Below are 24241 nucleotides of genomic sequence, written 5' to 3' on the forward strand. Positions count from 1 at the left end.
CTTCATCCTATCGCTATGAAAAATTACTTGGTAGCGACATTGGGCGATCGCCTCCAAGCCGAGGCCGTTTATACCCAGCTGGAAAAGGACGGCTTCCCCATGGCAAAGGTCGCCCTTTTGGGTCGAGGCTACAAACAGTGGTCAGAGTTGGGACTTACCGATCCCTTTCAAGTGGCACGCCAGCAAATGCAACGGATGTTGATCTGGCTTGTTCCCTTTGGCTTCTTTGCCGGTTTTACCTTTAACCAAGCGACTCAAATTGACATTCTGCCGATGCTGGATCGCCTCAACAATAGTCTTTTGGGGGGCATCTTTGGGGCGATCGCTGGCGCTCTCGGTAGTCTCACCGTAGGTGGTGGTCTGCAAGTGGTGATTACGGGTAAGTCGGGCATCCCCTTTGAAAAGCGATTGCAGCGGGGCAAATACCTGATCCTAATTCAAGGTAGCGACAGCGAGATTCGCCGCGCCGAACGTCTCCTCAAAGTGCAACCCCTAGAAAACCTGCAAAGCTACACCCTCGACGAGTAGGGAATGGTTTTCTCAAAACGGGAAGCTCAAGTCTCCCCCCTGATGTGGTATATTAAAAAATCGCGATGAAAGGGTCGGTGCCCGAGTGGTTAATGGGGGCGGACTGTAAATCCGTTGGCTACGCCTACGCTGGTTCGAATCCAGCCCGGCCCATAGAGATAAAAAAGCATGAGTGAACCTGTAACGCGATCTGAATGGAGTCAAGTGTTGGATGCCATCCAAGGGATGCAGGCCAGTCTTCAGGCTATAGAGAAAAAGCTAGATATTCACATTGCCACCAGTGGCGAGAGGTTCCAACGACTTGAGGACAAAATTGATGCTGTTGAGGCGAAGCTAGAGCAGCGTATCAATGCTGTTGAGGCCAAGCTAGAGCAGCGTATCAATGCCGTTGAGGCCAAGCTGGAACAGCGCATCAATGCCGTAGAGGCGCAATTGTCGCAGCGTATTAGTGCCGTAGAGACACAATTGGGGCAGCGCATTGACACAGTAGAGACCACATTGCAGCAAATTGTCAAACGGCAGGATGGAACCGATGCTCGTTTGTGGGGATTCTTGGTGACGCTGCTAGTGCTGGCTGCTGGCTTAATCACTAAGCTGCTGTTCTTTGACACGCCACGCCTTTGATGAAGTTTTGCGAATCCAGCCCAGCCCATCAAAGTAAATAGGCAATTCCCCAAGCGAGAGCGAGAATGCCTAGCCAAGGGTGCCACATCTGTCGTAGGGGCGATCGCGCAATCTTTTGACTGAGGAGCAAACTGGCAAGGGTACTGACAACAAGTGTGGTCGTTTGCAGGAACCCGATCACTGCTGGATGGGCTTGCCAACTGGGCAAACTCGTGCCATCGAGGCCAAAGGTTGCAAAGGTTACGGGCAACAACTGACCCGCCTCCCCTAGACCAAGGGGCAAATAATAGGCCAAATTGGCACCCAGCACCAAAGGCAGATACCCATAGGCCAAGCGCACAAAGGGAACCGAGCCTTGTCGGTGTATCTGATGCCAACCCCATGCCAAGAGTCCCGGCAGAGCTAGCGCCACCACCGCAATCATCGCCTGCACGCCCAAATTGGCCTCTGCAAGTCCCAGCCATGCCAGAAGCAGCGGTAAACGGTGCAATACCACCGCCCCCAAGAGCAAAAACAGCAGGCAAACTTCAGCCGCCGTGGCCTCATGACTGGTCCAGAGATCAATAGCCGGCGGACGCAGATTCACTTCCACCGAGCGATGCGGGCAAGCCTTGAGACAGGTCATACACAAAACGCAATTGCGGTTATCCGTTAGTTGAGCCGGATGGGAATAGACGGGACAGCCCCCCGTTTCTTGACCTTCCCCAAGGGCGGGCCCCCCTTTGTAGCATTGGTAGGTCTGGCAACTGGCAGCGCACACCCCCTGCTGTGCCCGCAATTCAAGAATGGAGAGTTTGCCAAAGAGGCCATTCATGCCACCAATGGGGCAGAGATAGCGACACCAAAAGCGACGTTCATAGAGCTGAGAAAAAATCACGGCTCCCGCTGTAATCAAGATCAGTAGCCAACTGGAGAGATAGGCCGTATTGGGTAAATCCCACAATTCTTCCCACAGGAGAATCACGGCAAAGAGGCCAAAGAGCACCCAGCCCCCCCAGCGTTCCGCCAGTTGACGCGGCCAAGGGCGCAGCTTGCGCGGCCAAATCTTGAGGGATAGCCTTTGCAGGACTTCGCCGTAAATCATAAAGGGGCAGACCGCACACCAAATGCGCCCCAAGAAGGGAAAGATCAGCAATGAGACCGGCCACCACCACGCCCAGAAGAGGTTCAGGGTAAAGTTGTCTGGGCGATCTTGGGGTCCCCAGAGGCCAATGCCGACAATCAGCGGAAAAAGCCAAAGGGTCAGGCCATAGTTGAGGCGATCGGGCCACCACGGACTGCGTAGAAAAGCACGCAATTGGGGATAGGCATTGAGTAGGTTCCAACGAAATCGCCGTTGGCGCGATCGCTCCGGCCAAAAGACTTCTTCAGTGAGTAACTCCGCCCCGTCTGCTTGCACAAGGGCACGCTCCACCAGACTCGCCAACTCCCGCAAATTGCCGGGAAAATCATAACTTTGCAGCCGGCGTAGGGCTTCGGGGGTAATCTGAGGCTTAGGAATGCCCCGTTGCCGGCAGTAGAGGGCAATATAGTAATTCACCAAGGCTTCAATATCTGCTTTTGTCACCCGCAGTGGGGGTACTTTAATTTGGTGGTGCACCAGATTTTGGTAACCGCAGCCTTTCTTTTCGGCAATCAAGATCAATCGCCCCGGAAAGCGGCGGGAGGGTACGGGGGGGTCGGCGACGGGTTCATAGGTCTGTTCGGCCACAAGGCGGCGCAGTTGCGGATAGAGCTGGGCAGGCCATTCATGGACATTGTTGAGGATCAGGGTGCCCTCTGCGACCCAGTCAAGGAGACCTAGTTTCGTGGCTTTGCCAAAGAGTTCTGCCCCATTGGCGGATAGGGTGCCACAGTTAAAACGAATCAGGGGTTGGCGACGATCGCGCGAGCCATAATGAATTAGCGCAGCAATATTGTCCTTTTCCAGACCCGGTTCACCAAAAATCAATACCGGCTGGCGATCGCTCGCGGCCTCTTTAATCCCTTGGCGTAAGCGCACGGCATAGCGACTACTCCCCACAATTCCCTGTTTTACGCGCGGTACAAGATAGGGGCGCAAGACTGCCTGCCGCTCCTGCTCGTGGGCAAGATCACTGAGGGTACTTTGCAACTGCTGCGACACCTGTTGGCGGAGTTCGGGAAATTGATCAGCCAATGTGGCAAACACCTCGCGGGGCAATGTCCACAATTCACAGTCCGTGAGGGTAATCACTGTTTGCGGTGCCCGTTGCTCCAGTACCAGTTCTGGCCAGTGCAAAACCGTTCCCGGTGGCAGGGTCGTTATAGTGGCGGGGCGATCGCGGGTGGTGTGGTAGGCTTCCAGCTCTCCCGATCGCAGGATCATCAGATGAGTAACGGGTGTGTCTTCAAGGACAATGCGACGATTGGCCGCAATGGATTCTGTGCGCAGGGCGGCAGCGATCGCCTCTAATGCTGCCAAAGAAAGCGATCTAAGAGGAGTATGGGTTTGCAGCCAACTCAGGCGATCGGTCATCGAGGGCACCCCCCAACAAAATTAGTGATGAGGAAACACCTCACTACCTATGGCTCAGTTCCTTTACCAAACTACGCTAGGATTGTAAAGGTTTCTTACGCTCCTCAACGCTCTATTACAAAACCCGCAGGAAGTCGCTATGAGTCTGCCGATTCGTAATGTTGCCATTATCGCCCACGTTGACCACGGCAAAACCACTCTGGTGGATGCCCTACTGCGTCAGTCGGGTACCTTTCGTGAAGGGGAAGACATTCCTGAGTGCGTCATGGACTCCCATGATCTGGAGCGCGAGCGTGGCATTACGATTCTGGCCAAGAATACAGCGGTTCGCTACAAAGACTTGACGATTAACATTGTGGATACCCCCGGCCACGCCGATTTTGGCGGTGAAGTGGAGCGCGTCCTTGGCATGGTGGAGGGTTGTCTGCTGATTGTCGATGCCAACGAAGGGCCAATGCCCCAAACCCGCTTTGTCCTGAAAAAAGCCCTGGAAAAAGGTCTGCGCCCCATTGTGGTTGTGAATAAAATTGACCGGCCGCAGGCAGAACCCTACAAAGCCATTGATAAGGTGTTGGACTTATTTATTGAGCTGGGGGCGGATGATGATCAGTGCGAGTTTCCCTATCTTTTTGCTTCGGGCTTGGCGGGCTACGCAAAAACAGATCTAGACGAAGAGGGCAAGGATATGCAGCCCCTCTTTGAGGCCATTGTCCGCCATATTCCACCGCCCGTGGGCAATCCCGATGCGCCGCTGCAACTGCAGGTGACCACCTTGGATTACTCGGAGTACCTAGGGCGAATTGTCATTGGCAAAATTCACAACGGCACCGTGCAGGTGGGACAGCAGGCGGCCTTGGTCAAGGATAACGGCCAAATTGTCAAGGCAAAGATGACCAAACTCTTGGGCTTTGAGGGACTGAAGCGGATTGAATTGGACATGGCCAGTGCCGGCAATATTGTGGCGATCGCGGGCTTTAGTGATGCCAACATTGGCGAAACCATCACCGACCCCAACAACCCCCAAGCCCTACCCCTGATCAAGGTGGATGAACCGACCCTGCAAATGACCTTTGCGGTCAATGACTCCCCCTTTGCCGGTCAGGAGGGAACCTTTGTGACCTCGCGGCAATTGCGCGATCGCCTGTTTCGGGAACTGGAAACCAACGTGGCACTGCGGGTCGAAGAAACTGACTCCCCCGATCGCTTTGCCGTTTCTGGTCGGGGTGAATTGCACCTTGGCATTCTCATTGAAACGATGCGCCGCGAAGGCTATGAATTCCAAGTGTCCCAGCCACAGGTGATCTATCGTGAAGTCAATGGTCAGCCCTGCGAACCCTACGAATGCTTAGTGCTCGACGTTCCCGATGAAGCCGTTGGCGGCTGTATTGAGCGTCTCGGCCAGCGACGCGGTGAAATGCAGGATATGCAGGTGGGGGGCAATGGTCGGACGCAACTGGAGTTTGTGATTCCGGCGCGGGGTCTCATTGGTTTCCGGGGCGAATTTATGCGCCTAACGCGCGGCGAAGGGATTATGAACCACAGCTTTTTGGACTATCGTCCCTTGGCAGGCGAGATCAGCACCCGTCGCAATGGCGTCTTAATTGCCTTTGAGGAGGGCACGGCCACCTTCTATGCCCTGAAAAACGCCGAAGATCGTGGTGTCTTTTTCATTACCCCCGGCACCAAAGTCTATAAGGGTATGATTGTCGGTGAGCATAACCGTCCCCAAGACCTCGAAATCAACGTCTGCAAAGCCAAACAACTCACCAACTTCCGCTCCTCAACGGGGGATGAACTAGTGCAACTGCAAGCACCTGTGGAAATGAGCCTAGAGCGGGCACTGGAGTACATTGGCCCCGATGAACTGGTGGAGGTAACGCCCCAATCCATCCGACTGCGCAAAATGAGCAAGAAGCTGGCACGCCGCTAATGCTGACGAATGCCTTTTTTGCCCTCTCGCTGTTTCCCTATTTGGGGTTCTTGTACTTCATGACCCGCAACCCCAACACCCCCCGTTTAGCCCTCATTGGCTTCTATGGGACACTGGTGTTTGTTGCTGTCACCATTCCAGCGGGACTCTATGCCCAGCAGGTCTATGACACAACCTTGGCCAATGTGGATGGGTTGCACGGGGGGGCAGAATTTTTTCTAACCTTGGCCAATATCCTGATTGCCTTGGGCTTTCGCCGCGCCCTCAGGGAATCCTCCTAACCGCCTATTGCCAGCGGCATAACCAAAGAAAGCGCAGCCAACTACGCAGGAGTGCCAAACCCGCTAGTGCTGCTACTGTAAAAAGAGCGATCGCCCCCCCCAAAGCTTTGGCTGACCACAACATCGCCCCCGCCAAAAGGGTAAAACCAGCCAATCCCAAATAGACTAAACAAATTAACAAACTCTCAATGCGCCGCAGTTGCCGCTCCATGGTGGGATTGCGCACCGACAGTTGCAGTTCGCCACAAGCCAAGCGATCCTCTAACTGTTGCAGCCGCACTTCAAGGCGACTGGGCTGCTGTAATCGCTGGTTGATTAGGGTTTGGGTTTGATGAATCAGTTCTCGCCAGCCCCCCCGCGAGCGACGCATGAATTCCTTGACAAAGGGTTGGGCCGCCGCACTCAGGTTGTACTCAGGGTCTAAACTGCGGGCAATCCCATCGAGGGTTGTGAGGGACTTGAGAATATAGGTCATCTTTGCGGGTAGGCGAAAGGGCTGCTGCTCAAAAAGGGCATACACATCCTGTTGCAACTCCCGAAAGGCGGTTAAATCCACAGGCCGTTCGGTAAATCGATCTAAAATCAATTGCATAATCCGTTGTAGGGGGACTCTATCGGTAACAGGCATCAATAGCCCCAGTTCAATCAAGGCAGCAATCACGCGATCGCTATCCTTTTGCAGCACCGCAAAAAATGTTTGTACCATCTGCTGCTGATTCAGGGCTGGCACTTCTGTCATCATGCCGTAGTCATAGAAGATCAGATCACCTTCCTTGGTCACGGCCAAGTTCCCCGGATGCGGATCGGCATGGAAAAAGCCATCAACTAATAACTGCTTGAGATAGCAACAAATTCCCCGCTGGTTAATCATCTGGGGATTCAAGCCAAAGGCTTCGATGGCGGCGCGATTGTCAATGCGAATGCCGGGGAGATACTCCATCGTCAGGACATAGCGGCAAGTATGTGTCCAATAGACCTTGGGGACGCGAATATGGGGGTCTTGGGCAAAGTTGGCACGAAAGCGATCGGCATTTTGCCCCTCTTGAACGTAATCAATTTCCCGCAGCAGAATACTAAAAAACTCCTCATAAATCTCTTGGAGGGCATAGGGACGGAGAAAGGGCAGCCAGCGATCGCCCCAGCGAATGAGTTCACCAATGGCCAGATAGTCCAGATAAAGTTGTGCCTCTAGATGGGGGCGTTGCACCTTGACAACAACCTGTTCACCACTGTGGAGTGTGGCGCGATGGACTTGACCGAGACTGGCGGCTGCAAGGGGTTTGGGATCAAAGGTGGCGTAGAGATCGGCAAGGGGTTGCCCCAAGTGCTGCTCAATCAGGGCGATCGCCTGTCGCGAGTCAAAGGCAGGCACCTGATCCTGTAGCTTTCTTAGCGCTTCAATGTATGCCGGGGGCAAAAGATCAAAACGAGTGGAGAGAAACTGACCAATTTTAATAAAGGTCGGTCCCAAGACCAATAATTGCTGTACGAGCCAACGCGCACGTTGAGATTGGGCGCGATCGCTCCGCCGCCGCCAAGTATAGTCCCACAGCAGTTGACTCCCAAAGCGCCCCAACACCCCCACAATTTGGCTCACACGGCGAAACAGGAGCCAGCAACTCGGACGATAGGTAGAGGCAGTAACCAGCATTCAGCAGCAATCACAAAAAGTGCCCAACCTCAACAATACTCCCTTTTTCACGGGCATTCAGATTTGCTCGCCCCGATTCTCTTCTGCCGTGTCTATGATGAGAACTAGAGTCCTGATCGGAATTTGCTATGGCGACCACACGTCAATTTAGTAGCTTCAGCGATCTCCTAGCCACCACAGACAAACCCCTCTTGGTTGACTTTTATGCCGACTGGTGTGGTCCTTGCCGCATGATGGCGCCGATTTTAGAGCAGGTCAAGCAAGTTTTGAAATCGGCTGTTGAGGTCGTCAAAATTGACTCCGAGCGCTATCCCCAACTGTCGAGTCAATACCACGTTCATGCTCTGCCAACCTTGATTCTTTTCCACCGAGGCCGTGAGGTTCAGCGCTGGGAAGGGGTTCAGCCGCCAGAAGTTCTGATTGATGCGATTCGCCGCCTGTAAAATTCTTCAAAAGAAAGGTGTTTGAGGAATCAATCAGGATTGGCCAATATCAGCTATTGGACATTGCTCGTACCACCGTTGGCGGGGGGCGTCATCGGCTACTTTACGAATGATTTAGCCATTACCATGCTCTTTCGCCCCTACAAGCCTATTTATGTCGGCGGCAAGCCACTCCCCTTTACCCCCGGTCTGATTCCCCGCAATCAGGAGCGGCTGGCTCGTCGCATTGCTGATGCCATTCTGGGTTCTCTCCTGACGCCAGAGGAGCTGCAAAACTTAGCGCGGCGTCTGTTGCAAGTGGAACGAGTGAAGGCGGTCATCCATTGGCTCCTACAAACAAGTCTGAGCCAAATTCAGGCTCAAAGTGAACAGCGATCGGCCCAAGTTTTGGCCAATATTCTACGGGATTTTTTTGGCAGTGCCCTACCCCGTTTGATTAAAGTGTGGTCGCGGCGGGAAGATTTTCTGGAACCACAACTGAATCAACTCTTTGATCAGGTATTAGTGGAGCTGCAACTGAGTGATGAGCAGGCGGAAAAACTGGCAGATTGGCTGCTGTCGGTCATGTTGCCCCCCGATCGCCTGCGACTGGCGATTATTGACTTTCTCACCGATCGCACGATTAATGTCCTCGATCAAGAACTGCGGCAAAACACCAGTGGCACCTACTGGGTGGTGGCTAATCTGGTGGGGGTGCGCAATACGTTAATTCGCCTGCGGGAGTATTGTCTCAATGAACGCGAAGCTTGTAACCGCCGCCTTGGAGAATTAATCACGGCATTGGCACTGCGGCAACGCTTGGTGGAAGCGCTGCAAAATATCACCCTACAAAGTTTGCCCCTCGGTACGGTGCGGGAGCTACGGCAACTGTTTCGGCAGACAGTGCGCAGCTATATCCAGGAGCAGGGCTTTAGTGTCGTTGAAACGCTCAGTCAAACGGTGGAGTGGGAAACGATTTCCCTGAGTATTTTGCGGCGACTGCGGGATTCAGCCAGTCTGGGTGCCTCGCTGGAAGTGGTCAGCGATGAATTGGCTCTAGTGCTCGATCGCTATCTGGAACGGGATATGGAACTGATTATTGAGCGGGCGATTCCGATTTTGGATTTGGATCGGGTGATTGTGGAGCGGGTCAAGGCCACCTCGCCAGAAAATCTGGAACTAGCCATTCAGGGCATTGTTCGCAGTGAGTTGCAAGCCATTGTCCGCTTGGGGGGCATTCTTGGCTTTTTGATTGGGGTGGCACAGGCCGGCTTTTTGTACTGGCAAAGTCTTCAGGGGGTCTAAACAGGGACTTTGACCTCAGATTCACCCGCCAACTGGCGTAGATTTTGGCAGCGAATGAGTTCAGTGACATCAAGAATAGGACGCCGCTCTAACTCTGCCACCTGAGAAATCCCTGCAAGGAGAGCCTTGGCAGCCTCTTGTTCACTGTAGCCGCGCCGTTGAGCCAATTGCAGGGCTTGGCGATCGGCCGCCACTTCCACGGGAATGCCCCGCGTATTTTGCCACACTTGAAGGCCAGCAAAGGTGGTTAGCCCCCCGGCTACCAAAATGCCGACAGGATCTGCTTGGACAACTTGTAAGACTGTACCCAGCAAGCCTGCCACCGTGAGTCCTTGGTAGAGGTCAAGTTTGATCAAACCCGTGGTGTTAAACCACGCCACTGCCCGCAGCAATAAAAGATCGCGCTCTGGGGTATCGAGATGCTGCCACAGGCGAAAGTTAATTTCAATCGGGCGATCGCCCCAAGGAAGAGCGGGCTGATAGCGCAACACTTTGCTTTGTTGTGGTCGAGAAACCAACTTACAGCGCATCCGTGCCGACGCCGGCATCAGATCAAGCAAGCGCGGAATCTCAGCCTCTGGGGTCATAGGGAAAGTCATACACTCATTGCTCTGCCTTTAGTCTGCCATTACCATCCCTTTTCTGCAATCTTTTAAATTCCTTAGAATGAGGGAGCAAGTGTTTTTTGTGCCCAAATCAAAATGGTGATGACATCGGCCTTTGCCCCCTCAGAACAATCGCTGGTTGCTTCTGGCCAAGAATTGCCCGCCGTGGATGTGGCGATTGTCGGTGCGGGGATTGTGGGTCTGAGCTTGGCCTGCGCCCTACGCCATAGTGGCCTAGCGATCGCTCTCATCGAAGCAACACCCTACGCGCGGGAAAACACCAAAGGCCAAGCCTATGCTCTGCACCAAGTGTCCCGCTACTTCTTTGAGGGGATAGGGGTGTGGGATCAGCTGATGCCCCATGTGCAGCCCTTTGAGGTGGTGCAACTCTCCGATGGCCATTGCCCCTTGACCGTTCGCTTTTATCCTGAGGATTTGGGCACAGCGGCCATTGGCTATGTCGGTGAACATGCAGCGATCGCCGAGACCCTTCAGAGCGTTCTACAGTCTGTTGGCAATGTGACGTTCTATTGTCCGTGGCGGGTGGTGGCCAATGAAGTGAAGGGCGATCGCGCCCACCTCACCCTCATCTCTGACCACTCCTCAGAACCCCAAGTGGCGCATTTGGCAGCGCGTTTAGTGGTGGCAGCAGATGGTGGCAAGTCTCCCCTGCGGCAGCAGATGGGCATTGAACCCAAGGGATGGCAATATGGTCAGTCCTGTGTGGTTGCTACCCTCGAGGTTGCCCATCCCCAACCCGTGATCGCCTATGAACGCTTTTGGCCAACAGGCCCCATGGGGGTGCTCCCCCTAGCGGGGAATCGCTATCGAGTGGTTTGGACACTGCCCCACCCAGAGGCACAAGCCGTTGCTGCCCTCGACGATCGCGCCTTTCTAGCGAAACTTCAGCCCTATCTTGACCCGCAGATGGCGCAGATTACGGGGGTGAGCGATCGCTTTGTCTTTCCAACCCAATTAATGCAAGTGAATTCCTATGTGGCCGATCGCTTTGTGGTTATTGGCGATGCCGCCCATCGCTGTCATCCAGTGGGAGGGCAAGGGCTAAATTTAGGCCTGCGGGATGTGTGGGCACTGGCGCAACAAATTCTTGCTACACCTTGTGAGAGACTGGGCGATCGCCCGTCCTTGATCCAATTTCACCGTCAACGCTGGTGGCAAAATGCCCTAACCCTTGGATTTACCGACCTACTCAATCGGCTTTTTTCCAATGCGTGGTGGCCTTTGGTGGGGGTGCGCCGCTGGGGCTTGTGGCTGTTGCGAACTGTTGCCCCCTTCAAACGTCTGGTGCTGCGGTTTATGGCCGGTCTCCTGCTACCCCTACCGAGCGATCGTCAATTCCCCAGAGGGCGTTAAAACTTTCTGCGCAATTATCTCCAGCGCCGTCATTCTGTAGGATTAATTTGACAGAGAAATGAACCACTTGGGAGAAATAGATGGCTGCTACGGATGATCTAGAGAAAATTCGCCGCCAGTTTGACTATGGCCCCTATCCCCGTGTTGCCATTGACAAAACTCCCAAGGATGAGCCGAATGTTCTCTTTGTCCACGATTTGGTGACCGCCTTTTATGTGCGGGATCATTGGGTGCCAGAGACCAAGGGCAAGCGGATTCTCGATGCCGGGTGTGGCACTGGCTATAAGTCCTTAGTGCTGGCGATCGCCAACCCCGGCGCGGAAATTGTCGGTATTGATCTATCCCCTGAGTCTGTGAAGTTAGCGGCAGAGCGACTCAAGTTCCATCACTTTGACAACGTTTACTTTGAGGCGCGCTCCATTTTGGATTTGCCCAGTTGGGGCGAGCAGTTTGACTACATCAATTGCGATGAGGTGTTGTATCTGCTGCCTGACCCCGTCGCAGGCCTCAATGCCCTCAAAAGTGTCCTTAAGCCCGATGGTATCTTGCGCGCCAATCTCCACAGTGCGCTGCAACGCTTCCCCTACTTTCGTGCCCAAAACCTCTTTAAGCTGATGGGCTTGATGGACGACAACCCCGAAGAAATGGAAATGGACATTGTCCGCGAGATCATGAAAGAACTCAAGGATGGTGTCGATCTGAAGGTTCGCGCTTGGAACCCGCACTATGAGAAGGAGGAGAGTAATGAGACCCTCTTGGCGAATCATTTACTGGTGGGCGATAAGGGCAGCACGATTCCCCAACTCTTTCAATACCTAGAAGCAGCGGGTCTGGAATTCATTTCCATGGTTAACTGGCGCCACTGGAATCTGGTGGATCTCTTCAAAGACCCAGAGAACCTGCCCACCTTTTTAGCGCTGAGCTTGCCCGATGTGCCCCAGGCAGTGCAATTGGAGATGTATGAACTTTTGCATCCCGTGCATCGCCTCTTGGATTTTTGGTGTAGTCCGCAACCCCGTGCCGCGGTACCCGACTTAGGGGAATGGTCTGAGGAGCAGTGGGATCAAAGTACGATTTATCTGCATCCGCAACTGCGCACTGAGGCAATCAAGGAAAAATGGCTAGGGTATCTCAATGACCGCATGATTGTAGACTTGGGCACATTTATGTCCTTTTCTAGTCCCACGTCGGTCTATGTGGATCCGCTGGGATTGGCAACACTGCTGCCCTTGTTTGATCAGCCCTTGGCCTTTCCAGAGTTGTGCGATCGCTATCAACGCTTGGCTCCCCTCGACCCCCTCACCCTAGAACCCATTGAACCAAGGGTGGCACGGCAACAACTGCAAGCCCTTTTGACCCGCTTGGAATTGAGTTTATTTGTTCTGGTTAGTTTACCCTAAACCCATCCAGCCAAGAACTTGGGCAAGCGCCAGTCCCAAATAGCTGGCGATCGCATAGCCAAGCAGTCCCAAGGTAATCCCGACCCCCATTAACTGGGGTTGATGCCGACCCGTGGCTTGGGCAACGGCTGTGGTTGGTCCGCCAACAGCTGCCTGGGAGGCAAGGGCAAGCAGTTCCACATCCAACTTCAGGAGTGCCCCAAGGCCGAAGGTGACAAGACCGTGGGTAAACACAATCATGGTGGTAAAGAGAATCATTTCCAGTCCCACCGGAATGAGCGAGGGCACATGGGTACCGGCACCAATCACCGTAAAAAAAAGATTCAGGCCAAACATTCCCAAAGCGCCCGTGCCCCGCAGGTAGCGCATCCATTTGAATTGCGCCAGCGCCAAGCTGAGGGTGGTGAGCCAGACAATGGTGGGAATCAGCGGCCAAAACTGATGCAGTGCCGTTGACAAGACCAAGATAGCTATGGCCAAGCTGAGGAGAATGGCCAAATCCACAGGAGCGATCGCTGAGGTCGTCGGTAGCGGCATCACTCTAACAGTTGCCTCTGCATCCCGTGAAGGATAAAAACGGGCTAATAGCGAGGGTAGAGTAAGGGTTATCGCCAGCCAAACTGCCGTGAGCAGGTTATCCGCCGTCGTGGCCGCACTAAAGAGCAAATCCGAAAGGTTGAGGGCACGCCCAACCCCCACAAAGTTAATGCTGCCGCCAATATAACTAGCCGCCAAACTGCCCGCCAAGCGGGGGGTATCCCCCAAAAACCAACGATGGAACAGCACACCTGCAAGGAGAGCGCCCACCAAGGTTCCACAACTGGCCAGGCCAAAGGCCAACAGCGCCGATCGCCCCAAGCGCCGCACATCCTGTAAATTCACCAGCAGTAGTAGCCAGACGATCGCCAAGGAGGTGATGGTGCCGTAGATCGTGTCATAGACCGGCGATTGTTGGGGAATAAGACCCAAATTTGCACAAATGGCAGCCAGAATCAAAACAATCAGCGCAGACCCCAAGCGTGCTGCCCAGGGAAAACGCTGCTCTAGCCATAGCCCCAGCGCCGTCAGCGTCGATAGGATGCCCCAAAGGATCAAGTCATCCATGGGGGGTCAACTCCGCTAGCCGCTGTCCCAACCGTGTCGGCTGCTCATAGACCCGCCGCAGGGTATTCACATCCCGCTGTGAAATGGGGGGCGGATCCGCCACTTGGGCAAAATAGAGGGCATCAGTGGGTAGGGGGCTATGTCCCCAAATGCCGAGGGCATGACCCAGTTCGTGGCGCAGCGCTGCAAGGACAAACTTGGCAGCTTGAGTCGGACGCACCACGACACGGCAGCGATGGCGCAGCACCCCTTGGCTATCCACAAAGAGTTCGTAGCTGGTTTCAGCAAAGCGGGCGCGGCGGTTATTTTGATCCGTGGGTCGCTGCGAGAGCAAGCGAATATTCGCCGCTAGGCTGGCATCCACAATTTTTAAGGGCAAATAGGCGGACCACTCCTTTACGGCCTGTTCTGCCGCTGCTTGCCACACATGGTTCGGATCCCACGGCGGCGGTTCAATTGCAACGGTGACCGGGAACTCTGTCCACAGTAGATAGCCCACTTCCACCGCTTGGACTTCATCAAAATAGTCCTCACCTTTCCTAGGAATCTCAGCGAGGGAGGGGGGCAACGGATAATGCACTGCTGCTGGCAGTTGGATATTCTGGCGCGTCAGGTTTGCGGTGCCTGCCAAGGACTCCCAATTCCCTTGGGTACCGCCCAGCATCAATCCTAGGGCAACCATGCACACCAAGAACCACCAGCGACGCTTCATCCTTGCTCCTCAACAGGTCTGTACAAAGGGCCAGCCCGGAAATCGCCAGAGAATAAGGGGAATTGCCACCGTCCAGAAAAAGGCATTGAGCAAGGCAATTTGACCCGCCAGATTCATCGGCAAATGCAACCATCCCTGCAACACCCAGCGATCCAAGGGCAAGACCAAGAGCCACATAAAACAAATGACGGCCATTCCGCCCCAAAAGATTGGCCAGCGGGCGTTGCTATTGAAGCCCTCAAAAAAGGTTTGACCCACCAGTTCTTCGAGAATGGCGACGGGGGCAGAGCGGTATTGCCCACCTGTGACTTGGGTAGCGGCGGCCAGTTGCGGAGCATGATCACCGACAACAATGGCGTTGATTTTGACTCGTTGTTGGCGGGCATTGGCCACCACGCCTGCATCTACTGGGGCTTCCCCATCGGTAATGAGGAGCAGTTGGCGGCAGCGATTCGAGATCTGTTGCAGTTGTTGGGTGGCCATGGCGATCGCCCCCGAAAGATTGGTGGCACTGGGATCCACTTGGGCAAGCAAGTCACTGCGATTAAGGGCTTGATCCAATTGGGTGAGGAGCAGATCACTATTGGTCTCAAACCGCGGCGTCAGAAACACCACATTGCGGCCAAAGCCGTGGATCATGACTTCGTTGGGGTTGGTGAGTTCCCGTTGGTTGCGTTGCAAGTAGAGCTTGGCAGCGAGCACCTGCTGCGCTATTACAGTTTGGGGTTGATTAAATTGCAACGGATTATTGCCAAACGTACTGCCGCTGAGATCAAGGGAGAGGACAACGGCGACACTAGGACGTCCCCAATTCAACAGTGAGAAGAGCAGTGCCAGCAGGACACAGCCTATGAAAAGAATGAGGGGAATCTGAAAAAGAGGGTAATACCACAGTTGTCGCCGACGGGTCATAACTCACCTAAGGCAAGGTACCGCTAAAGACTGCGAGGGCAGGCCCGGTCATATACAAATGTTGGCTAGGCAAATCCCAGCGAATATGGAGATCTCCCCCCGGCAGTTCAACCGTGGCTTGGGCTTGATCGCCCACAGGACTCAGGCGATGGGTCAAGACGGCAGCGACGAGAGTGGCACAGGCTCCCGTTCCACAGGCAAGGGTCATGCCCGCTCCCCGTTCCCAGACGCGCATCCGCAGGCGATCGCTCCCTAGGACTTGGACAAACTCAGTATTGGTACGCTGGGGAAAAACGGGGTGATGTTCAAACTGTGGGCCAAGGGTTGCCAGATCAACCGCAGCGACATCCTCGACAAACGTGACACAGTGGGGATTTCCCATACTCACACACGTCACCAACCACGGGCGATCGCCCACCATTAGGGGCACATCAATCACCTTTTGATCTGCGGCTGCCAAGGTGGTGGGAATCTGCTGCGCCAAGAGTTGGGGTTTGCCCATATCCACCGTTACCTGACCATCCGCTTGTACCTCTGGCACAATGAGACCGGCAAGGGTGTCAATGCGGTAGCGCACGATTTCGCCGGCGGAGCGACCCTCAAGGGCAAAAATAAACTTGGCCAAACAGCGAATGCCATTACCGCACATTTCGGCCACTGAGCCATCGGCATTGTACATCCGCATGCGGTAGTCGGTATCCCCCGTGCCTGTCAGCAAAAAAATGACGCCATCGGCGCCCACGCCAAAGTGGCGATCGCACCAGTGTTGCGCTTGTTCTGGGGTTAAGAGCAGCTCTTCCTGATGGCGGTTGTCAATGAGGAGGAAGTCGTTTCCTAACCCTTGATACTTCTGAAAAGATAGGCTCATAAAATTGAAAAGGTATGAGAGGGAAATCCATGACCGACGAATTCAATACGGCACTGCCCAGCATTCACCAGTTGCAGACCTTCATTAAAGATAGCACCGAGGTTGAAGTCAAGCTCAGCACCAGTGATCTCGTGGTTGGTAAGGTGCGCTGGCAGGACGCCAATTGCCTGTGCGTTGTCGATCACTACGATCAACCCACCATTATTTGGAAACAGGCCATTGTCTTTATTAAACCCAAGCTAGCCTAGGAGCCACAGTGGCAGCGCCACAGCCAAGGCCTCTTGATAGACCACCTGCCAAGGTTGCTGATGCTGACGGGCAAGGGCGGCACAGTCTTCGTATTCGGGCTGGACATTGAGCCGCTGTCCTTGGTGTTCGGCTACTTTCACCCGTACTTCACCAAATGATGTTGTGATGGTTTTGATTTGGCGTTCAAGGATATAGCGCTCCTGTACCTGCCGCCGCAGCCCCAGCGTCGTTGTTTCGCGAAAGAGGGTCTGGACACAGGCGGCCTCTGCACTGGGGGGACACAACACCGTGAGCAACACCCCCAAGCGTGACTTTTTCATCGTAATGGGTTGGTAAAAGACCTCAATCGCACCAGCAGCATAAAGTTGTTCAAGAGTATAGCTGAGGGCTTGGGGTGTCATGTCATCCAGTTGGGTTTGCAGTTCGACAATGGTTTTTGCCGTAGTTGTTTCTGCTGAGTTCGACAGGGTTCCCAACCAGAGACGCAAGAGATTCGGTAGGGGCAACTCTTGACTCCCAGCGCCTAAGCCCACCCGTTTCAATGTCATCGCTGGCGGTGCCCCAAAGCCCTCACTCAGGGCACAAACCAAGGCAGCTCCCGTAGGCGTGACCAGTTCTTTTGCAATGCCATTGCTATAGAGGGGCACTTGGTAGGTTTGGCACAGTTGTAAGACCGCAGGAACAGGGACTGGTAGTTGACCATGGGCCGCTTTGACCGTTCCGCCCCCAGTGGGTAGCGCCGAGCAGTAAATGTGACTAACATCGAGGTAATCCAACCCCAAGCAGGTGCCGACAATATCCACGAGGGCATCTACCGCTCCCACTTCATGGAAATGTACTTTTTCTGGCTCAATGCCATGCACGGCGCCCTCAGCAATGGCCAAGGCTTCAAAAACCTTGAGGCTCCAGTCACGGGCGCGATCGCTGAGGTGGGCGGCACGGATTTGCTCTGCAATGTCTGGCCAATGGCGATGGTGATGGGAGTGGCGATCGCGCAGATGCACCTGTGCTTTTAATCCCCGCTGTCCCTTGCGCTGCACCGTTTCTGTGGTCAACTCAAACGCATCGGCAATCCCGAGCTTGGCCAGTTGGCTTTGCAGATAGTCGAGGGGAACCCCCAGATCAAGGAGGGCACCCAGACACATATCCCCTGCCACCCCAGCAGGGCAGTCAAAATAGGCAACCGTCATAGCAAACTCACAGGTGCAGCGGCACTAAGGACTATGATACCGGGTTTATAGTGAGCGAAACTGCAAGGAGACTTACCCTACCGCTGAGGTTTCTGTGGCGATCAACAGCTCATCAACTATAACCGACGGTTGCCACTGGTAGCGCCTCAAGTTAATGCGATCGCCCGCCTCAAAAATAATCCCCTCTGCCTCTAGGCGCCAGCGCTGTAACTCATCCGTCCCTTGGCGTTGGGGCGCGTAGGAGATTTTGCCTTGGGCATTAACCACCCGATGCCATGGAATGTCAGAATTCGGTGCCACTTGATAAAGGGCATAGCCCACATAGCGTGCATGACGCGGCCAACCACACAGGGCGGCAATTTGGCCATAGGTGGCCACACGTCCTACGGGGATTTGCTTCACTAACCAATAAATTTTTTGTTGAAACGTCAGTGCCTGCGTGTCTGTCTTCATAAGATTTCACATTTTAAGGCACATTCAACTCCTCTAAATCCGTATTCCTACGGAGGAAAGCATCAAAATGAACCCCCTAGATTAAACATTAAGGGTGGTAACAGGATTACTAAATTCAATTAAGAACACCTGCCCCCGAAAAGATAGATCGGTCATGATTTAAGCAGCAGCAATGCTGAGGCAGGGGAGGGTGGAATTCGTTGTTTTGTGTTGAACCATGATGTGTTTCTCATCGAATTGCTTTTTGCTGAATGATGGCTTCTATGCTTTTTTGACTTGAGTTCCCAATTCTCTTTGTCGATATTCTTGACGCTATTTGATGGAGTCACCCTATGACCATGACCAGTTCCCGACCCCAAGCCGCCACTGGCGATCGCTATGGTGTTAACCATCTCCTGCGCAAAAAATACCCGAAACGCCACCATCACTATGCCTTTTGGGACTTCTTTGAATTCGATAGCGATCGCGGTACCTACACCGATTGGAACAATGCCCGCAACCTCCTCGTCACCGAAGACTTCATCATTGGCCTCATTGAAGGCCTTGAAGAGGAAGTTGGCCCTGCCTCCAGCGTCGTCATGTACAAAATTGGTGAAGAATGGGGACGCCGCGATGCCCGCTTCTTCCAAGAGTGGTTTCCCACGGAATATGGCTATGAGCAGGGGATCAAGCAAATGCGGCTTCCCTATGTCCTCGAAGCTTGGTGGTGGCCCTGCACAACCCAAGGCTGGGGCAACTGGGAAGTGGATCTCAGTGAGCAAAAACACGGCTTCATGTTTATCAACATCTTTGATTCGGTTGTGGCGCGTACCTTGGGGGATGTTGGCCGACCCGTGTGCCACCTTTACGCAGGCCTCTTTGCCGGTTTCTTTAGCGGCCTGATTCAAAAAGAACTCAGTTGTATTGAAATCCAGTGCTACGCTATGGGAGAAACCTACTGCAAGTTCCTGCTCGGCAAGCAGGATCGCATTGATGCCGCTGCCTTCTGGCAAAACGAAGGAGCCTCCGCCAAAGATATTGAAAAACGGCTCCGCAGTGGAGAACTGGTCTATGAAAAACCGAAACGGTAATTGGCAACAGCAAGCCGTTGCTGAATTCTTTGAGGAACTGAACTGGCTGGGCTTGGTGCGCCAGCAGCCGGTCGCAGAAACCTTGGTTCTCAACTGGCAATCCCTGAAAGTAGGAGAATTTTGGCAGCGGGTCAATTGGCTGGGGCTTGAGGTCAAAGGGGCGATCGCTCCCACGAGTCCCACAGAATGGCCCAGCTACCGCGTCAAGGACTTCTTTGGTCACATCAACTGGGAAGGGATTGGGGTCATCTTGCCTGCGATCTCACCCCCCCTAGAGGAGGAAATGGCGGCTCCCCCCGTTGCTGCCCCTACCCTCCCTTGGGCTGCATGGTCGGTAGAAACCTTCTTCCGCCAACTCAACTGGGAAGGCCGTCCGGATCAAGCCATCTCCCTCGAGCCAAGTCTGTGCCTCTGGCGCCTGTCGGTCAAAGACTTCTGTGCCAGTATTCCTTGGGCAGGCCAACCCGTGATTGCCCAAGTGAGGAAAGTGGAACCCCCGCCCCCTGCCCCCGTGGAACCCGAAGTCACCCTCTCAGACTTATCAAACCTGTTTTAGGAGATCCCTATGCACACGGAGTTAATGAATCTCTACTACAAAGCCGAAGAAAACTACCTCAGCAATGTGGACATCAAAGTCTTCCGCCACCACATCGAGTCTCTGCAACAGCGGTTGAGTACCTATGAATTTCTGCGGGATCATGAAATTGAAATCTTCCAGCCTGTGGCCGACACTCTGCAAAAGAAATACCCCACCGAAAATCCCCAAACCCTTGAGCAAGTGTTGCGTCAAGCGATCGCCCTACTGCGCTATGCCGCCATGGCCATGCTCCTGAATAACCCCGAGTTTTTGCAGCATCGGCTCCTCGAGTGGCTCACGGAAGTGGTCAACGCCCACCAAACCCAAACCCTATGGAGCAGTTGCCACGAGCTTCTTAGTGCCCGCCTCAAGGAAATGCTCACCGAGGCTGAACAGGACTTGATTTTGCCGCTGTTGGATCACGCCCAAGCGACCCTTGTGGGTCTGCCAGCGGTGGTCTCTGTCCACGCCTAGATTAGGGTTGGAAGTCTGCTGAAAGTGCTTGTTATGCCTACGAATGAGGATGTCCTATGATCTCTGTTGCTGATTTGGTCAAAGACCCCATCATCCCCGGCAACTACTACGCTGCCGATGCCTATGTACAGGGGGATTTTGAAACAGGTCTGATTGAAAACCGCAAAGGTGCCCGTCTCATTGCCCTACCGGATATTTTGCTCCAAGCCATCTATGCCGGCCTCGATCAGGAAGTGGGACAGGCCAGTGGGGTGGTTCTCTTTAACTGTGGTCGCTGGTGGGGCAAGAACTTTTATCGCCGCTTTGTCGAGGAGGTCAGCGAGTACTATCGCCGTCCCCTTGCGGAAATGGAAATGGTGGAGTTTCTCCAGTGTCTCAAGGAATGCTGGAAGACCCACGGTTGGGGCACGATTGATCTCGATGTGAGCTTCTACCAGCAGGGCTTTTTGGTGGTGAAAACGTGGGACTCCCCCTTTGCGGCGGCGGCTCCCAAAAATACGGGTCAGCCCCAATGCGCTGCCGAGGCGGGGATTTTAGAGTCCTTCTTTAGCCAATTGACCGGTCGCGATCTCCACTGTGTGCAAACTGCCTGTGAAACCCTAGGGGCAACCAATAACCTCTTTGTCTTGGGCTTGCGGGAGCGGGTCGAACCGGCTAAGGCTTGGCTGCAAGAGGGACAGGATCATGACACGATTATGGAGCGGCTATGTCGCACTCAAGCCGCTTGAGTATGATCCTAAAGTAACTCTCGATGCGTCATTAAAAGGAGAAAAGAGCAGTGGCCAAAGTTGTCAAACTTGAACCCATCTCGCGGGAAACCACGATTAATACCAATGACAATTTGCTGTCTGCTCTATTGGACTCTGAACTCCACGTGCTCAAGGAGTGTGGCGGGCGCGGGATGTGTGCCACCTGCCATGTCTATATCAAAGAGGGGATGGAGAGCCTCTCCCCGATCAGTAAGCGTGAGCAACGCACCCTTGAAGTGATTACAACGGCAAATGCCACCTCTCGCTTGGCCTGTCAGGCACGGGTACTGGGGCCGGGGGTAGTGGTGGAGCTACCCTCAGGGATGTATGTCAGCGCGGTTGAAGATATTGAGTCTTTGATTGGGCGGCGGGCTGAGCAGGATATTTTGCACCCCCTCGATGGCCGCGTCTTGGTGGAAGCGGGCAAGCTCATTACCCGCACGATGATTACCCAGCTGAAAGATACCCAAGTGCAGGTGGGGCAATATCTCGCCAATACGTCGGATGCCTAACCAACCACTTCATTTTCATCCTCAGGGAGGCACCATTTATGGAAGACCGTAGTTTGAATTCCCATGACACGCCATCGGGCAGGGGGCTAGCACCCCTAGAATGGGGCGCAACAGGGCTAACGGTTGTGTTGTCGGTGGCGGCGGCTGCGACCCAACAGGCCATTTTGACAGCGATCGCTCCTTTGCCCCTCTCATTGGCGGTGGGCTTAAACTTAGTGAGCCGTAAAAAATTGGATGCCCAGTTCCAAGCCTTTGTGCAGCAACAGGAGGCCAAAATTGCTGAATTGGTGGCGTCCCAAGGGCAGCAGCAGTCAGAGGTCGGCGGCCTTACCTTGGCCCTGAGTCAGGTATGCGATCGCCTTGAGGATGTGCAGAAACAGGTCATGCAACTCAACCAAGGGGCACGGGATCTCCACGACTACACCCGCATTCTTGACACCGAGCAAAAACAAATTGAGGAAGTGCTGGATTGCTTGCGGGAAATCGAGAAAAATACCCAAGTGATCCAAGTGGATCCCAGCCATGCCAAGGCCTACTACAATCGCGGTCTGACCCATCAGCGTCTAGGGGATGCCGAAGCAGCAATTCTCGATTACACAGAAGCGATTCGAATTAACGATAGCTATGCCAAGGCCTATCACAATCGCGGTGTAGCGCGCTCAACTTTGGGCGATCGCAAGGGAGCAGTAGAGGATTTGCGCACAGCGGCGAAGCTCTTCTTTGAACAAGGGGACATTAGCAGTTATCAGCGGGCACGGGATCTGGCCAAGCGTATCCATGAAGTGGGGAGTATTGAACAGGACAATAAAGAGGTACCCTTAGAAATCCTCTTCTCCTAGGGGACAATTCATTTTGCTGCTGACCCTGCATTGACAGGGGCAAAATTGCGAATCATTCTGAGAAATGTTTTTCGTTGATGGTTGAGGCTCCTTGTTGGCCACGGCTCGTGCTGCCCAAACCTCCCGTTACCGGCTGGTGGATCTAGCCGGTCAAGGCCAGTACGGACAAGTTTATCTGGCGGTCAATCGCGAGTCGGGTGAACTGGTGGCAATTAAGGTGCTCAGCGAGCGGCAATTGCTGACCCGTGGCTTTTTGCGGGAGTTGAATTTTCTCCTGACGCTTCAGCATCCCCATGTGGTGGGTTGTCAGGCGATTGACTATATTCGCGTGCACCATAGCTCCCAAGTAAGCCGCAGTTTGGTAATGGATTATTGTGCCGGGGGGACCTTGCGATCGCTCCTAGAGCAAGAACAGGCCTTACCCCTGACCACCGCTTTGCGCCTTACGCTGGATGTGCTGGCAGCTTTGACCTATGCCCATCATCGCGGCATTCTCCACTGCGATCTCAAACCGGAAAATATCCTGCTGGAGGTGACTGCTACGGGCTGGCAGGCAAAGGTGTCCGATTTTGGTGTCGCACGCCTCATTGAGGATGTCAAGGGCAGCGGTCAAACGGGATCTCCTGCCTATATGGCGCCGGAGCGTTTCTATGGTCAGACGATGCCCGCTTCGGATCTCTATGCAGTGGGGATTCTCATGTACGAGATGATCGTTGGCGATCGCCCCTTCCACGGCACACCTGCTGAACTCATGACTGCCCACCTTAGCCGTCCCTATACCCTTCCTGAAGGCTTGCCCTTTCTGGTGCGGAGCACTATTACTAAAGCGTTGGATAAATTACCGCAGCGCCGCTATAAAAGTGCAGCGGAAATGACGATGGCGGTGCAATTAGCCCTAGAGGTGATCGAGGCAGAGCGTCATGAGCAGCTGTTGTTGTTCTCTAGGTCACCGGCGGCGGTTTGGCTGGGGGAACCCCAAGGCTATTCTTTAGCGATACCGCCCCAACAGGTTGCTAGTACGGCCACAAGGTTCTATGGGGTGGTGGGCGATCGCCTGTGGGCCTGGCAAGCCAAGGAATCTCACCCTGAAGTGATTGGCCAATGGCCGCTGCCACCGTTGCCGATTCAACTCTATGGCGGTGAATTGAGGGCTTGGCTGGGCATCCAAGGGCAGCCACCGCAGCTTTTCTGTATCCATGACGGGCTCATTCCCCTAGAGTGTCATCTTCGCTCCACTCTGAACCAATTAGCCATTGACGCCACTGGTTATTGGTGTGCAGAAACGCAGATTGATGATGCAGGAGAATTAACACTTCATGTCCAACTGCTCAATGGTCAAGGACAGCGCACTCTCCGCTGTGGATGGCAGGGACGAGCTTTTGTGGATACACTCCTCCTCAATCGTCGTTATGGCTTGGTCATCAGTCGTTCCCAACATTCCGAGACGGAGCATGCCACCACCCATTTTCAACTCTTTGACCGCCGCGGACACTGGCGGCTATACACCCAACTGCCTGCCCACCTGACATTGTTTACCCCGGCCCATCACCAGCCGTGGCAACTAGCAGCGTTTGAAGATCATCCGCAGCAACCTCTATTGATGCTCCTCCATTTGCGGCCTTGGCGGATTCAACGCTTGGGGCTGCGGTTTCGTCCCCAATTTCTCTGTGCTACGCCCTGGGGCTATGTGGTGGCGGGTCGCCATCGTTTGAACTTAGTGACCCACAGCGGCGAAATTGTCGGCACGGCTGAAAGTGAGCAGGAGATTTGTGGCCTCGGCTTTACGGGCGATCGCCACCTTTGGCTGGTTCGGCAGCATCAGGGCAAGTATATTTTGCAAACGTGGGATATTACGGCCTGGGAAATTGACCTCATCCTCTAGGCCAGCCGCCTATGATAGAAAGAATAGCCGTGG

Annotated in this window: 25 protein-coding genes and 1 tRNA gene; 17 read left to right on the forward strand and 9 right to left on the reverse strand. The window is 54.1% G+C overall.

The genetic code is table 11. The features are described 5' to 3' along the window. Positions 1 to 15 precede the first annotated feature (15 nt). The 3 genes from RHH81_RS08810 (at position 16) to RHH81_RS08820 (ending at position 1152) form a co-directional block, all read left to right on the forward strand. Complete coding sequence (locus RHH81_RS08810) at positions 16 to 528, forward strand: hypothetical protein (protein ID WP_206199863.1); 513 nt, start codon at positions 16 to 18, stop codon at positions 526 to 528. A 71-nt stretch (positions 529 to 599) separates the two neighbouring features. After that, positions 600 to 681: transfer RNA gene (locus tag RHH81_RS08815), tRNA-Tyr, on the forward strand. A gap of 15 nt (positions 682 to 696) precedes the next feature. After that, a complete protein-coding gene (locus tag RHH81_RS08820; RefSeq protein WP_206199864.1) occupies positions 697 to 1152 on the forward strand; it encodes a hypothetical protein in 456 nt (151 codons plus the stop codon). Between the two features lie 28 nt (positions 1153 to 1180). Here the strand turns inward: RHH81_RS08820 and RHH81_RS08825 are convergent, their stop codons facing one another. Then, positions 1181 to 3649, reverse strand: a complete 2469-nt coding sequence (locus tag RHH81_RS08825; protein WP_310742923.1) for a cyclic nucleotide-binding domain-containing protein — start codon at positions 3647 to 3649, stop codon at positions 1181 to 1183. A 139-nt stretch (positions 3650 to 3788) separates the two neighbouring features. On the opposite strand from RHH81_RS08825, the gene typA reads away from it, so the two are divergent. Together typA and RHH81_RS08835 are read left to right on the forward strand one after the other, a co-directional pair. Next, complete coding sequence (typA, locus tag RHH81_RS08830; RefSeq protein WP_206199866.1) at positions 3789 to 5579, forward strand: translational GTPase TypA; 1791 nt, start codon at positions 3789 to 3791, stop codon at positions 5577 to 5579. Then, entirely contained in the window at positions 5579 to 5860 is a 282-nt protein-coding gene (locus tag RHH81_RS08835) for a DUF3593 domain-containing protein (protein ID WP_302676089.1), read from the forward strand. Before typA ends, RHH81_RS08835 begins: the two co-directional genes overlap by 1 nt. 4 nt (positions 5861 to 5864) lie before the next feature. On the opposite strand, the gene RHH81_RS08840 is transcribed toward RHH81_RS08835, so the two are convergent. Continuing rightward, positions 5865 to 7511: an AarF/ABC1/UbiB kinase family protein gene (locus RHH81_RS08840; protein ID WP_310742924.1), complete on the reverse strand. Its 1647-nt coding sequence runs from the start codon at positions 7509 to 7511 to the stop codon at positions 5865 to 5867. A 128-nt stretch (positions 7512 to 7639) separates the two neighbouring features. On the opposite strand from RHH81_RS08840, the gene trxA reads away from it, so the two are divergent. Next, positions 7640 to 7954 (forward strand): thioredoxin, encoded by a 315-nt coding sequence (gene trxA / locus RHH81_RS08845; RefSeq protein WP_149818701.1) that lies wholly within the window; start codon positions 7640 to 7642, stop codon positions 7952 to 7954. A gap of 126 nt (positions 7955 to 8080) precedes the next feature. Next, positions 8081 to 9238, forward strand: coding sequence for a DUF445 family protein (locus tag RHH81_RS08850; protein WP_310743548.1), 1158 nt, complete (start codon positions 8081 to 8083; stop codon positions 9236 to 9238). Here RHH81_RS08850 and RHH81_RS08855 read toward each other — a convergent pair. Beyond that, positions 9235 to 9825, reverse strand: coding sequence for a DUF3318 domain-containing protein (locus RHH81_RS08855; RefSeq protein ID WP_310744284.1), 591 nt, complete (start codon positions 9823 to 9825; stop codon positions 9235 to 9237). The two genes, RHH81_RS08850 and RHH81_RS08855, sit on opposite strands and share 4 nt — an antisense overlap. Positions 9826 to 9939: 114 nt before the next feature. Here RHH81_RS08855 and RHH81_RS08860 point away from each other — a divergent pair, with 114 nt between their 5' ends. After that, the gene (locus RHH81_RS08860) at positions 9940 to 11217 is read left to right on the forward strand and encodes an FAD-dependent hydroxylase (protein WP_310744285.1); all 1278 of its coding nucleotides are present in this window, start codon (positions 9940 to 9942) and stop codon (positions 11215 to 11217) included. An 80-nt stretch (positions 11218 to 11297) separates the two neighbouring features. Continuing rightward, positions 11298 to 12617, forward strand: a complete 1320-nt coding sequence (locus RHH81_RS08865) for a class I SAM-dependent methyltransferase (RefSeq protein WP_310742926.1) — start codon at positions 11298 to 11300, stop codon at positions 12615 to 12617. On the opposite strand, the gene RHH81_RS08870 is transcribed toward RHH81_RS08865, so the two are convergent. Genes RHH81_RS08870 through dapF form a run of 4 tightly spaced genes read right to left on the reverse strand, consistent with a single transcriptional unit; the run spans position 12609 to position 16213 of the window. Beyond that, complete coding sequence (locus RHH81_RS08870; RefSeq protein WP_310453701.1) at positions 12609 to 13721, reverse strand: DUF819 family protein; 1113 nt, start codon at positions 13719 to 13721, stop codon at positions 12609 to 12611. The two genes, RHH81_RS08865 and RHH81_RS08870, sit on opposite strands and share 9 nt — an antisense overlap. Next, a complete protein-coding gene (locus tag RHH81_RS08875) occupies positions 13714 to 14433 on the reverse strand; it encodes a peptidase (protein WP_206199872.1) in 720 nt (239 codons plus the stop codon). Before RHH81_RS08875 ends, RHH81_RS08870 begins: the two co-directional genes overlap by 8 nt. A 9-nt stretch (positions 14434 to 14442) precedes the next feature. Further along, complete coding sequence (locus tag RHH81_RS08880) at positions 14443 to 15345, reverse strand: VWA domain-containing protein (RefSeq protein ID WP_310742927.1); 903 nt, start codon at positions 15343 to 15345, stop codon at positions 14443 to 14445. 7 nt (positions 15346 to 15352) lie between these two features. Further along, a complete protein-coding gene (gene dapF / locus RHH81_RS08885; RefSeq protein WP_206199874.1) occupies positions 15353 to 16213 on the reverse strand; it encodes a diaminopimelate epimerase in 861 nt (286 codons plus the stop codon). Between the two features lie 29 nt (positions 16214 to 16242). Here dapF and RHH81_RS08890 point away from each other — a divergent pair, with 29 nt between their 5' ends. Then, positions 16243 to 16461: an Hfq-related RNA-binding protein gene (locus RHH81_RS08890; RefSeq protein ID WP_206199875.1), complete on the forward strand. Its 219-nt coding sequence runs from the start codon at positions 16243 to 16245 to the stop codon at positions 16459 to 16461. On the opposite strand, the gene larC is transcribed toward RHH81_RS08890, so the two are convergent. After that, entirely contained in the window at positions 16453 to 17652 is a 1200-nt protein-coding gene (gene larC / locus RHH81_RS08895) for a nickel pincer cofactor biosynthesis protein LarC (protein WP_310742928.1), read from the reverse strand. The genes RHH81_RS08890 and larC overlap by 9 nt on opposite strands. A 72-nt stretch (positions 17653 to 17724) precedes the next feature. Beyond that, positions 17725 to 18105, reverse strand: a complete 381-nt coding sequence (locus tag RHH81_RS08900) for an MGMT family protein (protein ID WP_149818723.1) — start codon at positions 18103 to 18105, stop codon at positions 17725 to 17727. A gap of 332 nt (positions 18106 to 18437) precedes the next feature. Here RHH81_RS08900 and RHH81_RS08905 point away from each other — a divergent pair, with 332 nt between their 5' ends. The 7 genes from RHH81_RS08905 (at position 18438) to RHH81_RS08935 (ending at position 24208) form a co-directional block, all read left to right on the forward strand. Continuing rightward, the gene (locus RHH81_RS08905; RefSeq protein WP_310742929.1) at positions 18438 to 19175 is read left to right on the forward strand and encodes a V4R domain-containing protein; all 738 of its coding nucleotides are present in this window, start codon (positions 18438 to 18440) and stop codon (positions 19173 to 19175) included. Next, positions 19156 to 19731, forward strand: coding sequence for a hypothetical protein (locus RHH81_RS08910; protein WP_310742930.1), 576 nt, complete (start codon positions 19156 to 19158; stop codon positions 19729 to 19731). Before RHH81_RS08905 ends, RHH81_RS08910 begins: the two co-directional genes overlap by 20 nt. A gap of 9 nt (positions 19732 to 19740) precedes the next feature. After that, positions 19741 to 20226 carry a phycobilisome protein gene (locus RHH81_RS08915; protein WP_310742931.1) on the forward strand — a complete coding sequence of 162 codons (486 nt, stop codon included), beginning with the start codon at positions 19741 to 19743 and terminating at the stop codon, positions 20224 to 20226. A gap of 56 nt (positions 20227 to 20282) precedes the next feature. Beyond that, positions 20283 to 20954 carry a V4R domain-containing protein gene (locus tag RHH81_RS08920; protein WP_286626872.1) on the forward strand — a complete coding sequence of 224 codons (672 nt, stop codon included), beginning with the start codon at positions 20283 to 20285 and terminating at the stop codon, positions 20952 to 20954. A gap of 50 nt (positions 20955 to 21004) precedes the next feature. Then, the gene (locus tag RHH81_RS08925; RefSeq protein WP_206199881.1) at positions 21005 to 21487 is read left to right on the forward strand and encodes a 2Fe-2S iron-sulfur cluster-binding protein; all 483 of its coding nucleotides are present in this window, start codon (positions 21005 to 21007) and stop codon (positions 21485 to 21487) included. 38 nt (positions 21488 to 21525) lie between these two features. Beyond that, positions 21526 to 22326: a tetratricopeptide repeat protein gene (locus RHH81_RS08930; protein WP_206199882.1), complete on the forward strand. Its 801-nt coding sequence runs from the start codon at positions 21526 to 21528 to the stop codon at positions 22324 to 22326. Between the two features lie 94 nt (positions 22327 to 22420). After that, positions 22421 to 24208, forward strand: a complete 1788-nt coding sequence (locus tag RHH81_RS08935) for a serine/threonine-protein kinase (protein WP_225901544.1) — start codon at positions 22421 to 22423, stop codon at positions 24206 to 24208. Positions 24209 to 24241: the final 33 nt, after the last annotated feature.

The sequence above is a fragment of the Thermosynechococcus sp. PKX95 genome (genome assembly GCF_031583295.1).
In the GTDB taxonomy this organism is placed as follows: Bacteria; Cyanobacteriota; Cyanobacteriia; order Thermosynechococcales; family Thermosynechococcaceae; genus Thermosynechococcus.

Coding starts and splice junctions, on each gene's coding strand:
- RHH81_RS08810 (WP_206199863.1), top strand. CDS start 16: ATGAAAAATTACTTGGTAGCGACATTGGGCGATCGCCTCCAAGCCGAG.
- RHH81_RS08820 (WP_206199864.1), top strand. CDS start 697: ATGAGTGAACCTGTAACGCGATCTGAATGGAGTCAAGTGTTGGATGCC.
- RHH81_RS08825 (WP_310742923.1), bottom strand. CDS start 3,649: ATGACCGATCGCCTGAGTTGGCTGCAAACCCATACTCCTCTTAGATCG.
- typA (WP_206199866.1), top strand. CDS start 3,789: ATGAGTCTGCCGATTCGTAATGTTGCCATTATCGCCCACGTTGACCAC.
- RHH81_RS08835 (WP_302676089.1), top strand. CDS start 5,579: ATGCTGACGAATGCCTTTTTTGCCCTCTCGCTGTTTCCCTATTTGGGG.
- RHH81_RS08840 (WP_310742924.1), bottom strand. CDS start 7,511: ATGCTGGTTACTGCCTCTACCTATCGTCCGAGTTGCTGGCTCCTGTTT.
- trxA (WP_149818701.1), top strand. CDS start 7,640: ATGGCGACCACACGTCAATTTAGTAGCTTCAGCGATCTCCTAGCCACC.
- RHH81_RS08850 (WP_310743548.1), top strand. CDS start 8,081: ATGCTCTTTCGCCCCTACAAGCCTATTTATGTCGGCGGCAAGCCACTC.
- RHH81_RS08855 (WP_310744284.1), bottom strand. CDS start 9,825: ATGACCCCAGAGGCTGAGATTCCGCGCTTGCTTGATCTGATGCCGGCG.
- RHH81_RS08860 (WP_310744285.1), top strand. CDS start 9,940: ATGGTGATGACATCGGCCTTTGCCCCCTCAGAACAATCGCTGGTTGCT.
- RHH81_RS08865 (WP_310742926.1), top strand. CDS start 11,298: ATGGCTGCTACGGATGATCTAGAGAAAATTCGCCGCCAGTTTGACTAT.
- RHH81_RS08870 (WP_310453701.1), bottom strand. CDS start 13,721: ATGGATGACTTGATCCTTTGGGGCATCCTATCGACGCTGACGGCGCTG.
- RHH81_RS08875 (WP_206199872.1), bottom strand. CDS start 14,433: ATGAAGCGTCGCTGGTGGTTCTTGGTGTGCATGGTTGCCCTAGGATTG.
- RHH81_RS08880 (WP_310742927.1), bottom strand. CDS start 15,345: ATGACCCGTCGGCGACAACTGTGGTATTACCCTCTTTTTCAGATTCCC.
- dapF (WP_206199874.1), bottom strand. CDS start 16,213: ATGAGCCTATCTTTTCAGAAGTATCAAGGGTTAGGAAACGACTTCCTC.
- RHH81_RS08890 (WP_206199875.1), top strand. CDS start 16,243: ATGACCGACGAATTCAATACGGCACTGCCCAGCATTCACCAGTTGCAG.
- larC (WP_310742928.1), bottom strand. CDS start 17,652: ATGACGGTTGCCTATTTTGACTGCCCTGCTGGGGTGGCAGGGGATATG.
- RHH81_RS08900 (WP_149818723.1), bottom strand. CDS start 18,105: ATGAAGACAGACACGCAGGCACTGACGTTTCAACAAAAAATTTATTGG.
- RHH81_RS08905 (WP_310742929.1), top strand. CDS start 18,438: ATGACCATGACCAGTTCCCGACCCCAAGCCGCCACTGGCGATCGCTAT.
- RHH81_RS08910 (WP_310742930.1), top strand. CDS start 19,156: ATGAAAAACCGAAACGGTAATTGGCAACAGCAAGCCGTTGCTGAATTC.
- RHH81_RS08915 (WP_310742931.1), top strand. CDS start 19,741: ATGCACACGGAGTTAATGAATCTCTACTACAAAGCCGAAGAAAACTAC.
- RHH81_RS08920 (WP_286626872.1), top strand. CDS start 20,283: ATGATCTCTGTTGCTGATTTGGTCAAAGACCCCATCATCCCCGGCAAC.
- RHH81_RS08930 (WP_206199882.1), top strand. CDS start 21,526: ATGGAAGACCGTAGTTTGAATTCCCATGACACGCCATCGGGCAGGGGG.